Raw genomic sequence first — 13,189 nt, forward strand, 5'->3', positions numbered from 1 at the left:
CAGACCTCAGTACTTAGCGAGTGGCAGGCTTGGTGGCGGGAGGTTGAGGAGTCGCCGGTTTGGCGGGGGGAGTGACAGGTTTGACTGCAATCCCGGGCTTGGCGGCCGTACCTGGTTTCGCATTTGACTTGAGCTCGGGCGGTTTGACGCCAGGAGGCAAAATTTGGACAAAAACCTCGCCCTGACGCATCATGCCCAATTCGCTGCGCGCGCGCTCTTCCGAGGCCTCGGTACCTGAGCGAAGATCTTCCACTTCGGCGGCTAGCGCGACGTTACGCGCGGTCAGACCCTCGTTGATCATTCGCTGATCGACGACCTGCGCCTGCATATCCCAAACGGAAAACCAGCCACCCCGACCCATCCACAACGGATACTGGATCAGACCGACTAGCGCAACCATCACAATCAGTAGCAGACGCATAACACCTTGTTCAACTGAAACGACCGGGGTCGTTCCAGTGGGTCGATTTAGCGCAAGTTATAAAAGGCATCGCGACCGGGATAGGTCGCGACTTCAGCGAGCTCTTCCTCGATACGCAACAACTGATTGTATTTTGCCATGCGATCTGAGCGTGACAAGGAACCAGTTTTGATTTGCATGGCGTTGGTCGCCACGGCGATATCGGCAATCGTCGAGTCTTCGGTTTCACCAGAGCGGTGGGACACGACAGCGGTGTAACCAAAACGCTTGGCCATTTCAATCGCCGCGAAGGTCTCGGTCAAGGTGCCGATCTGATTGATTTTGATCAAAATCGAATTGGCGATGCCCTGATCGATACCCTGCTTGAGGATCTTGGTGTTCGTGACAAACAAATCATCCCCCACCAGCTGAACCTTGCGACCCAGTCTCTCGGTCAAATGTTTCCAACCCGCCCAGTCGTTTTCTGCCATACCGTCTTCGATCGAAATGATCGGATACTTGTCACACCAGGTCGACAACAGATCGGTCAACGCCTCCGAGGACAGGGACACACCTCCCTCTCCGTGCAACGTGTACTTACCATCGCGATAAAATTCCGAAGCCGCACAGTCCAGGCCCAGGGCGATCTGCGTACCAGGCTCGTAACCCGCATTTTCAATCGCACGCAAAATCAACTGGATCGCGGCCTCGTGATTCGCGACGTTCGGTGCAAAACCACCCTCGTCACCCACAGCGGTCGACATACCTTGGTCATTGATGATTTTCTTCAGTGCGTGGAAAGTTTCCGCGCCCATCCGCAAGGCTTCGCGAAAGCTGGTCGCGCCGATCGGCAAAATCATCAACTCTTGCATATCAAGCGTGTTGTTGGCATGCGCGCCACCGTTGATCACGTTCATCATCGGCACGGGCATGCTCATCGGGCCACTCCCGCCAAAATAACGATAGAGTGACAAGCCGGACTCATCGGCAGCCGCACGCGCGACAGCCATACTGGCCGCCAACATGGCATTGGCGCCAAGGCGCGATTTGTCCTCGGTGCCATCGAGCTCGATCAAGGTGCGATCCAGGAAAGTTTGCTCTTGGGCATCCAGGCCCATCAAGGCCTCAGAGATCTCGGTATTGAGGTTTTCAACAGCGCGCAAGACTCCTTTGCCGAGATATCGGGATTTATCACCATCGCGCAATTCGATCGCTTCGCGGCTGCCCGTCGAGGCGCCAGACGGTACGGCGGCGCGACCCATCGCGCCGGATTCAAGCAACACATCACATTCGACTGTCGGGTTACCACGTGAGTCGAGAATTTCACGACCGATGATGTCTACGATTGCACTCATGTCTGTCTTTCCTGAAAAATAAAAATTCCGTTAAACAAAACGTGTTTCGAGAAAACCGTGCTTCTTTACGACACGATCGAGCTCGATTAAAGTCGTCAGCAAGTTCTTCATCTGACCGAGCGGCACAGCGTTCGGGCCATCGGAAAGCGCCTTGGAGGGATCGGGGTGTGTCTCCATAAAGAGACCCGATATTCCGGCGGCCACCGCTGCGCGCGCCAATACGGGAACAAACTCTCGCTGTCCACCAGAGGAGGTACCCTGTCCGCCCGGAAGTTGTACTGAATGCGTCGCATCAAATACGACTGGGCAAGAGGTTTCTCGCATGATCGCAAGTGCGCGCATGTCGGAAACCAGATTGTTATAACCAAAAGAAACACCGCGCTCGCAGACCATGATGTCCTCAGGAACGCCTGCCTGTCGAGCCGCATTGCGCGCCTTGTTCACGACCTGCAACATGTCATGGGGCGCTAAAAACTGGCCCTTCTTGATATTGACAGGCTTGCCGCTTGCCGCACACGCTTCGATAAAGTCTGTCTGGCGACAAAGAAACGCTGGGGTTTGGAGTACGTCCACTACCGCGGCAACCGCCTTGACCTGATCCTTGTCGTGGACATCGGTCAGCACGGGAACATTCAGCGCGGCGCGAACATCCGCGAGAATCTGCAAGCCCTCGTCCATACCAGGCCCCCGGTAAGACGCACCCGAGCTGCGATTAGCTTTGTCGAACGAACTTTTATAAATGAACGGGATACCAAGAGCTGCCGTGATTTCGACCAGCTGACCTGCCGTGTCAAACGCCATCTGACGCGACTCGATGACGCAGGGTCCGGCGATCAGAAAGAAAGGCTGATCCAGGCCAATGTCGAATCCGCACAGCTTCATTCGCGTTCCTTGCGCTGGGTCTGATGGGCCAACGCAGCGTTGATGTAGCTTGTAAACAAGGGGTGACCATCTCTTGGCGTGGAGGTGAATTCCGGATGGAACTGCACACCAACAAACCAGGGGTGATTAGGTAACTCCATGATTTCAGGGAGATTTTCAGTCGGCGTACGCGCACTGATCACCAGTCCCGCCTTTTCGAGGCGTGGCACGTAAACGTTATTGACTTCGTAACGGTGGCGGTGACGCTCGTTGACTTCGGGTCCATAGATTTGGTGAGCCAGAGAACCTGGCTTGACCGGGCACTTTTGCGAACCTTTGCGCATCGTGCCGCCCAAATCGGATTGAGCGTCGCGCTTTTCTGTCACACCCTCGCGATCCATCCACTCGGTGATGAGTGCCACCACTGGGTGGGGCGCTGCGGGATCGAACTCGGTGCTGTTGGCGTGATCAAGACCCGCCACGTCGCGTGCGAACTCGATGACGGCAAGTTGCATGCCGAGGCAAATGCCGAGATAAGGCACATTATTTTCACGTGCATAGCGGATCGCGGCGATTTTGCCTTCGGTTCCGCGCTTGCCAAAGCCGCCTGGCACCAAAATGGCGTCAAATGGCTTGAGTACCTCCACACCGTGCTCTTCGATGCTCTCTGAATCGATGTACTCGACCTTGACCCGCGATTTGGTGTGAATACCGGCATGAATCAAGGCTTCGGTCAACGATTTATAGGACTCTGTCAGATCGACGTATTTGCCCACCATGGCAATACGGACCTCGCGCTCCGGATGCTCGAGTCGATAGACAAGGTTGTCCCACATCGATAAATCCGCAGCAGGAGGATTGAGGTTCAAGACCTCGCAGATCAAATTATCCAGACCCTGCTTGTGCAGCATGGAGGGGATTTTGTAAATTGAGTCCGCGTCCCAAACCGAAATGACGGCATCGAGTGGGACGTTTGAGAACAAGGAAATCTTGGCGCGCTCCTCATCGGGTATCGGACGATCCGCACGGCAAAGTAAAGCGTGGGGGATGATGCCGATTTCGCGTAATTTCTGAACAGAGTGCTGAGTGGGCTTGGTCTTGAGTTCGCCTGCTGACGCGATGAAGGGCACCAGCGTCAAATGAATGAAGGCGGCATTGTTGCGCCCCAACCTCAGGCTCATCTGCCGGGCAGCCTCCAGAAATGGCAGGGACTCGATATCACCCACCGTACCGCCAATCTCGACGATCGCGACATCGGTCGCACCATTCCAGGACTGTTCCGCGCCACGCGCGATAAAGTCCTGAATTTCATTGGTGATGTGCGGGATGACCTGAACGGTTTTACCTAAATAATCACCCCGACGCTCCTTGCGAAGAACAGATTCGTAAATCTGCCCTGTCGTGAAGTTATTGACCTTACGCATTTTCGAGGAAATGAATCGCTCGTAATGTCCAAGGTCCAGGTCGGTTTCAGCGCCGTCCTCAGTGACGAAGACCTCTCCGTGCTGAAACGGACTCATCGTGCCGGGATCAACGTTGATATAGGGATCGAGTTTGAGCAGGGTCACCTGCAGGCCACGGGATTCGAGGATGGCGGCCAGAGACGCAGCGGCGATGCCCTTGCCAAGCGAGGACACCACACCACCGGTTACAAAGACAAATTTGGTCATGTGTTTGACGCCCCTTGACGGGGCGTATGCGGGAAATTTGGATTATAGCCGCCTGTCTTACTTTTGCGGAAAACCCGACTCGCTTTAACAGCAAAATTTTCCATAATTAAGGTGGAAAACTCAGATCAATCAATGCATAGGCTCAGTGCGGTGCAGCAACCAGGCCAGCGCAGGTCCGGACACTTTGGGCGCCAACCGTCTGCGCACCTCGGCATGATAGGCATTGAGCCAGTCCACTTCGTCCTGGCGCAACTGCGCTCTCTGTATGCACCGTGTATCGATGGGGCACAGCGTCAATGTCTCAAACTCAAGGAATTCGCCAAACTCCGATGTACCAGCCGATACGTTACACACCAGGTTTTCAATCCTGATGCCCCAGCGACCGGGGCGATAAAGACCGGGCTCATTCGAAGTGATCATGCCTGGCTGCATCGCCGTGTGGGGGCCAGGAGCAGCGCGATACGAGATAACTTGCGGCCCTTCATGCACGTTCAGGTAGTAACCCACACCGTGGCCCGTACCATGACCATATTCAGCCAGCCTTTCCCAGAGCGGCGCACGCGCGACCGCATCGAGCATCGGCGAAGCCACGCCGCGCGGAAACCTCAAACGCGAAAGCGCGATCATGGCGCGCAATACAGCGGTGTAGTCGTCTTTCTGAGCAGCCGTGGGCTGCCCGACCGGCACCACACGCGTGATGTCGGTTGTGCCACCCACGTATTGACCCCCGGAATCAATCAACAGTAGTCCGTCTCCCGCGATTGTCGCGAAAGATTGAGGCGTGGCGCGGTAATGAGGCATGGCACCGTTTGCGTTGTATGCCGCGATCGTGCCAAAACTGCGCGAAATGAAACCCGGTTGACGGCTGCGCTGGGCGAGCAATTGTTCGTCAATCATCAACTCGTTGAGTGGAGTCTGCGCGCAGCGTGCAATGGCGTCCTCAAGCCAGGCAAAAAAGGCGCATAGCGCTGCGCCGTCATCTTCCATCACCCTGCGGACGTGGCCCAGCTCAAAGGGTGTCTTTTGCGATTTGAAAAAAGTGCTGGGATTGATCGCCCGCACTAATTCGCATGGCACTCGATCGATCAATGCGCAGGTGGTACGCGCAGGATCAAATAACAGACGCGCATCCTGATCCAACTCAGCGAGCGCCTGACCGGCATCATGATAGGGTCTGACCTCGATTCCATCGAGAGCAAGCTCCTGAGCCAGCGCAGCGTCAATTTTTCCTGGCAACACAAACAGCCAGACACGCTCGGGGCCGATCAGCACATGGGCCAGAAACACAGGATTGAAACTGACATCCTCGCCGCGCAAATTCAACAACCAGGCAATATCATCGAGTGTGGAAACGAGATGCCATTGCGCGCCACGCGCAACCATCTCGGTACGCACGCGCGCGAGTTTTTCCTGCCTTGACTGTCCTGCGATTTCCACAGGCAAATCTCGAACAGGCGCGCTCGGGAGAGCCGGTCTGTCCAACCAGCACAGACCGGGTAAATCCAAAGACAAATCGAGCCGAATCTGATGCGCAGCGAATTGTTCCATGAGGGCTTCGCGAGCAGCCAAACCGAGCGCGCGACCATCCACCGCCACAACGCCGCCTGGGGGAACATGCTCAGCAAGCCAGGCCGCATGCGCTGGATCCGTCGCTACCCCGATTTTCATCAAGGTCACGCCGGAACCCGCCAACTCTGCCTCGGCTTGCACCCAGTAACGACTGTCCACCCAAATTCCCGCAAAGTCCTGCGTCACAACCACTGTTCCGACAGAACCTGTAAAACCCGTCAACCATTGTCTGATCTGCCAGTACGCAGGCAGATACTCCGACAGATGCGGATCCGCGGAGGGAATCAAACAGGCACTGACGCAGGCCTGTTGCATCGCACGACGCAAGGCGACCAGGGCCTCGCCACGAGAAAGAGCTTGAGTCATGATCAGGTTGCTTTAGATTTGGAAAACCGCGCGCGCAAAACTGCGATGACGCCTGGCAAGAGCGAGACAATGATGATGCCTAAAATCACGGCCGTCAGGTTATCGCGCACAAAAGGCAAATTACCAAACCAATATCCCGCCGCCGTCAGCGACACTACCCAGAGGATGCCACCCGAAAAGTTGAACAGGAAAAACTTTTTCGGATCCATTTTGGCAAAGCCCGCGACAAATGGCGCCATCGTGCGCGCGATTGGCAGAAAACGCGCGATGATGATTGTTTGACCACCGTAACGATCAAAAAAACCCTGCGTGTAGGCGAGCCTGGCTGGATTGACCAGTTTCGTGCGTCGAATCAGTGCTTGACCAAACCAGCGACCGACCGAGTAGTTGACCGCATCACCCACGATCGCCGCTGTGGTCAGCAAAAGCATGAGAAGGGGCAAATCCATTTTGCCCATCGCGCAAATCGCGCCCGCGACAAACAACAGGGAATCACCCGGCAGCAGACTGGCAAATACCAAACCGGTTTCTGCAAAGATAATCGTCACTAACAGCACGTAAATCCAGGCGCCGTGCTGTTCGATAAATTGCAGCATTGTGCGATCGATATGCATCATCATATCGATCGCCGCCGAGAGAAAATCCATCACGCTGATTTATCCTTTGACTGCAGAAACATCGAGCTTGGCGGAGGTCTTTGACTTGATCTCCTCCACTGTCACGCCTGGCGCGAGCTCCAGCAACTTGAGACCATTCGGCGTCACTTCCATCACACCCAGATCGGTGATGACCATGTCGATCACACCCACCCCCGTCAAGGGCAAGGTGCACTTGGGCAACAGCTTGAGATCCGTCGTGCCGTCTTTTTTGTTCGCGACATGCTCCATCAGGACAATCACACGTCCGACGCCTGCGACCAGATCCATCGCGCCACCCATGCCTTTGACCATCTTGCCAGGAATCATCCAGTTCGCCAGATCGCCAGTCTCGGAAACCTGCATCGCGCCCAGAATCGCCAGATTGATCTTGCCTGCGCGAATCATGCCAAACGAATCGGCCGATGAAAAAATCGCCGAACCCGGCAACGTCGTCACCGTTTGCTTGCCAGCATTGATCAGATCGGGGTCCACTTCACTTTCGAGAGGATAGGGGCCGATACCGAGCAAACCATTCTCAGACTGGAGCCAGACTTCCATGCCTTCTGGAACATGGTTAGCCACCAGTGTTGGCAAACCAATCCCCAGGTTGACGTAAAAACCGTCTTTCAATTCGCGGGCCGCACGCGCAGCCATTTCATCACGAGTCCATGCCATGTTGTTTTCTCCTTAGCTCGCCGCGCGGACGGTGCGTTGCTCGATACGTTTTTCAGGTGTGGCATTGATCACAATGCGATGCACATAAATACCGGGCAAATGAATGTTTTCAGGATCGAGTTCACCGTTTTCAACGACTTTCTCGACCTCGACGACGGTCAGTTTTCCTGCCATGGCGACAGGAGGATTAAAGTTGCGCGCGGTTTTGCTAAACATCAGATTGCCGCTGCGGTCGGCCACTTCGGCTTTGACCAGAGAGACTTCGGGCACCAGTGCGCGCTCCATGATGTATTGCTGACCATCAAATTCGCGAACTTCTTTGCCCTCGGCCACGATCGTGCCGACCCCTGTTTTGGTGAAAAAAGCCGGAATCCCGGAACCCCCGGCGCGCAATCTTTCCGCCAGAGTCCCTTGAGGCGTGAATTCGAGCTCAAGTTCGCCGGACAGGTACTGACGCTCAAACTCTTTGTTTTCGCCCACATAGGAGGCGATCATGCGACGCACCTGACGGGATTCGAGCAATATGCCCAGGCCGAAGCCATCCACGCCCGCGTTGTTGCTAATACAAGTCAAATTCTTTGTGCCAAGGTCCCGGACGGCGGCGATCAGCGCCTCCGGGATTCCGCACAATCCGAAACCACCCACAGCGATGGTCTGGCCATCTTTCAAAATACCGGTCAGCGCGTCTTTCGCGCTCGGATACAACTTGTTCATCAGAACGACTCCTAGAAGGTCACCTAAAGTTGATTATCGACGATTTATGCTTCTTGCCAACGCCTGCAAAACTTCCGCGGGCCAGGGATGGGCACGGTTTAATTCAAAATCCATCCACACCATGATAGATTTACCTTGAGCACAAAGCTCAAGCTGGCCATCCGGGTGAATCACCGATAAATCCACGGCATGCTCCATGCTGGATCGACCGATTCGGTCCACGCGATGACTGACACGGATCTGAGCCGGATAGGTAATCGGTTTTTTAAAGTCACAGGAGCAATGCACCACCACAGGGCTGAATCGGGTGCTTTGCTCAACCTTGCCCTCGTAGAACATCCGGATCCGCCCCTCTTCCATATAGCGAAAATAATTGGCGTTATTCAGATGATTGAGCGCGTCGGCATCGGCCCAACGCATGGGGAGATCAAAATCAAAAATATCACCCACGGCAAGCGTACGGGGGGAGTTATCAGTCTGCGCCAAAGCACACTCCACAAAATAAAGTGAAAGGGTAGGTTCATGATTTTGCAACCCCTGCGGACGCTCAATTCCGTCCTCGTGCAATACAATCCCCACCAATCAAACATCATACTTGGAAGCAGGGAGACTCTCATGTCCGAACGTGAATCGATGGAATACGACGTTGTTGTCGTAGGTGGTGGCCCCGGCGGCCTGGCAACGGCCATCCGGCTTAAACAGCTTGCCGCCGAGCGCAATCATGAGATTTCGGTCTGTGTGCTTGAAAAAGGCAGCGAAATTGGCGCCCATATTTTGTCCGGCGCCATCATGGATCCCAAGGCGCTGACTGAGCTGCTCCCCGACTGGAAAGCCATGGGTGCCCCGCTCAATACGCCAGTCACAGAGGACGAGTTCCTCTTTCTCTCGCCCACCGGCTCGAAAAAGACCCCAAACTGGTTATTGCCAGAGTGTTTTCAAAACCATGGCAACTACATTGTCAGTCTGGGCAGTGTCGCCCGCTGGATGGGCGAGCAGGCCGAGGCGCTGGGCGTGGAGATTTTCCCGGGCTTTGCCGCTGCCGAGGTGCTGTATGACGACAAAGGTGCCGTGCGTGGTGTCGCCACAGGCGATATGGGCGTCGGACGCGACGGACAGCCGACTGACCAGTACCAGCAAGGCATGGAGCTCCATGCCAAGTACACGATTTTCGCCGAGGGCGCGCGCGGTCAGCTTGGCCGTCAACTGATCGAAAAATTCAAACTCGATCAAAACCGCGATCCACAAAGCTACGGTATCGGTATCAAGGAACTGTGGGAAGTCGAACCCTCGAAATCGCGTCCCGGCCTGGTCGTGCACACGGCGGGTTGGCCGCTGGATGCCGACACGTACGGCGGCTCCTTTCTCTATCACCTCAAAGACAATCTGGTCGCTGTGGGCATGGTCGTGGGACTGGACTACGCCAATCCCTGGATTTCACCCTTCGAGGAATTCCAGCGCTACAAGACACACCCCGCCATCCGTGGCACGTTCGAAGGTGGCAAGCGCATCGCCTATGGCGCGCGGGCGATTACCGCCGGCGGCTTGTTGTCCCTGCCCAAACTGGTGTTCCCGGGCGGTGCGCTGGTCGGCTGTGAGGCCGGCTTCCTGAATGCCTCCCGCATCAAGGGCAGCCACGCCGCCATCAAATCCGGCATGATGGCCGCTGAGGCCGCTTTTGACGCGTTGGTCGCCGCGCGGAGCCACGACGAATTGCCCGCCTACCCTGCCGCGTTTGAGAGCTCCTGGCTACACACTGAGCTCAACAAGGCGCGCAATTTCAAGCAATGGTTCAAAAAAGGCCGTTCCGTTGGCACGTTGATGACCGGTATCGAACAATGGCTCCTGAAAGGCAACATGCCCTGGACGATCCATCGCGACAAGCCCGACCACGCCTGCCTGAAACCGGCAGCCGACTGCGTCAAGATCGAGTATCCAAAACCTGATGGCGTGCTGACTTTTGATCGGTTGAGTTCGGTGTTTATCTCCAACACCAATCATGAAGAAAATCAGCCCATTCACTTGACCCTGAAGGATGCCTCCGTGCCGGTATCCATCAATCTGGCCAAGTTCGGCGGACCCGAAGCGCGCTACTGTCCGGCGGGTGTGTACGAATACGTCAAAGACGATCAGGGTGCGGATCGTTTGCAAATCAATGCGCAAAATTGCGTGCATTGCAAAACGTGCGATATCAAAGACCCCACACAAAATATCGTCTGGGTGACCCCTCAAGGTGGTGAGGGTCCGGTCTACACCGGGATGTAACTTTTCAAGGGATCAATCATGACAACACGTCCACAGGCAGTCCCGACGAACCAGATCGATAATGACCGCGTCATCGTCACCGAATGGCGTTTCGCCCCCGGTGCCGAGACGGGTTGGCATACACATGGTCACGATTACGTGGTGGTGCCCACGACCAACGGTACGCTCCACCTGGAAACGCCCGATGGACTCAAGGAGTTTCCTTTGGTCCTCGGTCAGTCTTACACGCGTGGGGCGGGTGTGCACCACAACGTGATCAACGCGAGCAATCACGAAGTTGTTTTTGTAGAGATCGAATTACGCTGAGCCATCCCTCAACCCCTTTTTCGGAAACAATGACATGCTCGATCCACAAGCCAAGGCCCTGATTGATCTCGTTGTTGAAAAAGGGATTCCGCCTGTCCACACCACAGAGCCCGTACAAGCACGCATTTTTTACGCGGAGCGGCGCTTTTTTAGTCAGCCCGATGCACCTGAAGTTGCTCAATCTGTGGATATCCAGGTCCCAGGTCCGGTTGGCACGATCACCGTGCGCCACTATCGTCCTCTGGGCTCGGCAACAACAGACAAATTACCCGCCCTGGTCTACTACCATGGCGGTGGTCATGTGATTGGTGACCTCGACACACACGATGTACTGTGCCGCACACTCTCCAACCAAGCCCAATGCGCAGTGTTTTCCGTTGACTATCGACTGGCTCCCGAGCACATTTTCCCGGCAGCCGCAGACGACTGTGTGGCCGCGACAAAATGGGTGCATGCAAACGCTCGCGCCTTAAACATTGATGCAGCGCGCATTGCAGTCGGCGGAGACAGCGCGGGTGGCCAACTCGCAGCTGTGGTGGCACTCGCGCTGAAACAAGACGGTGCGTTCAAACCAGTGTTGCAACTGTTGATCTATCCCGTCACGGATGCCAGCACTGAACGAGAGTCCATGCGCACCAATGGTCAAGGCTATTTACTGACACGTGACTCGATGGATTATTTTTATGGGCACTATATGCCCGAGGCTTGGATGCGCCAGGACTGGCGGGCTTCACCGATGCTCGCCAAGGACCACTCTGATTTACCGCCAGCGCTGGTCATCACGGCGGGATACGATCCCTTGCGCGACGAGGGTTACGCGTATGCGGACAAGCTTTCCGCCGCGGGTGTTCCTACGCAATACATCTGTTTCGAGCGTCAAATCCATGGATTCGTTCCGCTCGGTCGAATACTCGACGAGGCCAACACGGCCGTGAAGCTCTGTGCACAGGCGCTTCGCGACCGGTTTTGATACGCCCTACTTTTTGAACGCAATCACTTCCTGACGCTGTTCGCCCAAACCCTGGATGCCCAGAGTCATGACATCGCCCGCTTTCAAGTAACGTGGCTTGGGTTTGACGCCCATGCCCACACCTGGAGGCGTGCCGGTCGTGATGATATCGCCTGGCATCAAAGTCATGAACTCACTCACGTAGCTCACAATCGTGGCCACATCGAAAATCATGGTCTTGGTGTTGCCGGTCTGGAAGCGCTTGCCGTTGACATCGAGCCACATATCCAGATTTTGCGGATCCTTGATTTCATCAGTCGTGACAAGCCAGGGACCCACTGGACCGAAAGTATCGCAGCCCTTGCCCTTGTCCCACGTACCGCCTCGCTCGAGCTGATACTCGCGCTCGGAGATATCGTTCACGAGGCAGTAACCCGCGACATATTTCAGTGCGTCCTTCTTGCTGACGTAACGTGCTTTTTTTCCGATCACAAACGCAAGCTCGACTTCCCAGTCGGACTTTTTTGAGCCCTTCGGCAACATGACCTTGTCGTTCGGGCCGGACAAGCTTGTATCGGCCTTGAAGAAAATGATGGGTTCTTTGGGACAGGGCATACCGGCTTCGGCAGCGTGGTCCGAGTAATTCAAACCAATCGCCAGGAACTTGCCAACATTGGCAAGCGGCACGCCAAAGCGCGGTTTACCTTTGACCAGCGGCAATGTGCTCGTCTTGATTTTAGCGAGCTTGGCGAGTGCAGCTGAGGACAGCTGCTCGGTCGTGATGTCTGACACTACACCTGACAAGTCGCGTAACTTGCCTTCTTTGTCGATCAGGCCGGGCTTTTCTTTGCCTTTCGCGCCGTAACGTACGAGTTTCATTGCTTCTCCTTGGTTGAATGCCCTCGCAATTTAACAGCTTACGCAAGGGCAAATCAATCAAGAACATGCAATCAGAAGTAGCGACCACCCGCGCCGATCGCGACAGTGATGAGACCCAGTACCAAATTTGTCAGCATGAGTGCGCGAATTTTCCCGAGTGCTTGCGCGCCCAAAGGCCATTGCTTGTCGGCAACGGCAGCTTTGAGCTTTTTAAATGGGCTCGCGTAGATGTAGCCAAAAATGATAGTCATGATGACGGCAATGAACAGCATGGCGTGCACATGACCGCCGAGCTTGGCCTGTGCGCCCATCAGCGAAATCAAACCAAAACCCGTGAGGAACAACACGACGATGGAGGCTTTGACCCATATGAAGAATCGTTTGAACACACCGCACAAAAGCGTCAGGCGCTCGGGAGGCTGTAAAACTTCCGCCGCTGTTGGACGCAAAGCACTATGCGCGAAAAACATTCCTCCCACCCAGATTAAAGCGGCCAGCAAATGCAGCACGATCAGAATCGCGATTGACATGATGTGTTCTCCAGA

14 protein-coding genes are annotated in these 13,189 nt (G+C 55.4%); 3 read left to right on the plus strand and 11 right to left on the minus strand.

All coding sequences use genetic code 11. From position 1 onward, the window contains the following. Nucleotides 1–13 precede the first annotated feature (13 nt). From ftsB to QWY30_RS06275, 9 genes are all read right to left on the minus strand, one after another. Nucleotides 14–421, minus strand: a complete 408-nt coding sequence (ftsB, locus tag QWY30_RS06235; protein ID WP_290239240.1) for a cell division protein FtsB — start codon at nt 419–421, stop codon at nt 14–16. Between the two features lie 47 nt (nt 422–468). Next, nucleotides 469–1,755, minus strand: coding sequence for a phosphopyruvate hydratase (eno, locus tag QWY30_RS06240; protein ID WP_290239242.1), 1,287 nt, complete (start codon nt 1,753–1,755; stop codon nt 469–471). Nucleotides 1,756–1,785: 30 nt separating this feature from the next. Next, nucleotides 1,786–2,637 (minus strand): 3-deoxy-8-phosphooctulonate synthase, encoded by an 852-nt coding sequence (kdsA, locus tag QWY30_RS06245; protein WP_290239244.1) that lies wholly within the window; start codon nt 2,635–2,637, stop codon nt 1,786–1,788. Then, entirely contained in the window at nt 2,634–4,286 is a 1,653-nt protein-coding gene (gene pyrG / locus QWY30_RS06250) for a CTP synthase (protein ID WP_290239246.1), read from the minus strand. The genes kdsA and pyrG overlap by 4 nt, the downstream gene beginning before the upstream one ends. Before the next feature lie 129 nt (nt 4,287–4,415). Next, a complete protein-coding gene (locus tag QWY30_RS06255) occupies nt 4,416–6,221 on the minus strand; it encodes an aminopeptidase P family protein (protein ID WP_290239248.1) in 1,806 nt (601 codons plus the stop codon). 2 nt (nt 6,222–6,223) lie between these two features. Then, on the minus strand, nt 6,224–6,868 hold the full coding sequence (locus tag QWY30_RS06260) for a VTT domain-containing protein (protein WP_290239523.1): 645 nt from the start codon (nt 6,866–6,868) through the stop codon (nt 6,224–6,226). A 9-nt stretch (nt 6,869–6,877) separates the two neighbouring features. Continuing rightward, a complete protein-coding gene (locus tag QWY30_RS06265) occupies nt 6,878–7,534 on the minus strand; it encodes a CoA transferase subunit B (protein WP_290239250.1) in 657 nt (218 codons plus the stop codon). A 12-nt stretch (nt 7,535–7,546) separates the two neighbouring features. Beyond that, a complete protein-coding gene (locus QWY30_RS06270; RefSeq protein WP_290239252.1) occupies nt 7,547–8,248 on the minus strand; it encodes a CoA transferase subunit A in 702 nt (233 codons plus the stop codon). 33 nt (nt 8,249–8,281) lie between these two features. Beyond that, the gene (locus tag QWY30_RS06275; protein WP_290239255.1) at nt 8,282–8,734 is read right to left on the minus strand and encodes an acyl-CoA thioesterase; all 453 of its coding nucleotides are present in this window, start codon (nt 8,732–8,734) and stop codon (nt 8,282–8,284) included. 129 nt (nt 8,735–8,863) lie between these two features. Here QWY30_RS06275 and QWY30_RS06280 point away from each other — a divergent pair, with 129 nt between their 5' ends. Genes QWY30_RS06280 through lipP1 form a run of 3 tightly spaced genes read left to right on the plus strand, consistent with a single transcriptional unit; the run spans nt 8,864 to nt 11,786 of the window. Continuing rightward, entirely contained in the window at nt 8,864–10,510 is a 1,647-nt protein-coding gene (locus QWY30_RS06280) for an electron transfer flavoprotein-ubiquinone oxidoreductase (RefSeq protein WP_290239258.1), read from the plus strand. 18 nt (nt 10,511–10,528) lie between these two features. Then, nucleotides 10,529–10,816, plus strand: coding sequence for a cupin domain-containing protein (locus QWY30_RS06285; RefSeq protein ID WP_290239259.1), 288 nt, complete (start codon nt 10,529–10,531; stop codon nt 10,814–10,816). 34 nt (nt 10,817–10,850) lie between these two features. After that, the gene (lipP1, locus tag QWY30_RS06290) at nt 10,851–11,786 is read left to right on the plus strand and encodes a LipP1 family hormone-sensitive lipase (protein WP_290239262.1); all 936 of its coding nucleotides are present in this window, start codon (nt 10,851–10,853) and stop codon (nt 11,784–11,786) included. 6 nt (nt 11,787–11,792) lie between these two features. Here the strand turns inward: lipP1 and QWY30_RS06295 are convergent, their stop codons facing one another. Then, nucleotides 11,793–12,644 (minus strand): fumarylacetoacetate hydrolase family protein, encoded by an 852-nt coding sequence (locus tag QWY30_RS06295; protein ID WP_290239264.1) that lies wholly within the window; start codon nt 12,642–12,644, stop codon nt 11,793–11,795. A 71-nt stretch (nt 12,645–12,715) separates the two neighbouring features. Continuing rightward, the gene (locus QWY30_RS06300; RefSeq protein ID WP_290239266.1) at nt 12,716–13,174 is read right to left on the minus strand and encodes a CopD family protein; all 459 of its coding nucleotides are present in this window, start codon (nt 13,172–13,174) and stop codon (nt 12,716–12,718) included. Between the last annotated feature and the right edge of the window lie 15 nt (nt 13,175–13,189).

The sequence above is a fragment of the Zwartia panacis genome (assembly GCF_030410395.1).
Taxonomy (GTDB): domain Bacteria; phylum Pseudomonadota; class Gammaproteobacteria; order Burkholderiales; family Burkholderiaceae_B; genus Zwartia; species Zwartia panacis.

Excerpts from the sequence above, each read along its gene's own strand:
- QWY30_RS06265 (WP_290239250.1), bottom strand. The coding sequence starts at position 7,534 with ATGGCATGGACTCGTGATGAAATGGCTGCGCGTGCGGCCCGCGAATTG.
- pyrG (WP_290239246.1), bottom strand. The coding sequence starts at position 4,286 with ATGACCAAATTTGTCTTTGTAACCGGTGGTGTGGTGTCCTCGCTTGGC.
- QWY30_RS06270 (WP_290239252.1), bottom strand. The coding sequence starts at position 8,248 with ATGAACAAGTTGTATCCGAGCGCGAAAGACGCGCTGACCGGTATTTTG.
- lipP1 (WP_290239262.1), top strand. The coding sequence starts at position 10,851 with ATGCTCGATCCACAAGCCAAGGCCCTGATTGATCTCGTTGTTGAAAAA.
- QWY30_RS06300 (WP_290239266.1), bottom strand. The coding sequence starts at position 13,174 with ATGTCAATCGCGATTCTGATCGTGCTGCATTTGCTGGCCGCTTTAATC.
- QWY30_RS06280 (WP_290239258.1), top strand. The coding sequence starts at position 8,864 with ATGTCCGAACGTGAATCGATGGAATACGACGTTGTTGTCGTAGGTGGT.
- kdsA (WP_290239244.1), bottom strand. The coding sequence starts at position 2,637 with ATGAAGCTGTGCGGATTCGACATTGGCCTGGATCAGCCTTTCTTTCTG.
- QWY30_RS06260 (WP_290239523.1), bottom strand. The coding sequence starts at position 6,868 with ATGGATTTTCTCTCGGCGGCGATCGATATGATGATGCATATCGATCGC.
- QWY30_RS06285 (WP_290239259.1), top strand. The coding sequence starts at position 10,529 with ATGACAACACGTCCACAGGCAGTCCCGACGAACCAGATCGATAATGAC.
- QWY30_RS06255 (WP_290239248.1), bottom strand. The coding sequence starts at position 6,221 with ATGACTCAAGCTCTTTCTCGTGGCGAGGCCCTGGTCGCCTTGCGTCGT.
- eno (WP_290239242.1), bottom strand. The coding sequence starts at position 1,755 with ATGAGTGCAATCGTAGACATCATCGGTCGTGAAATTCTCGACTCACGT.
- ftsB (WP_290239240.1), bottom strand. The coding sequence starts at position 421 with ATGCGTCTGCTACTGATTGTGATGGTTGCGCTAGTCGGTCTGATCCAG.
- QWY30_RS06295 (WP_290239264.1), bottom strand. The coding sequence starts at position 12,644 with ATGAAACTCGTACGTTACGGCGCGAAAGGCAAAGAAAAGCCCGGCCTG.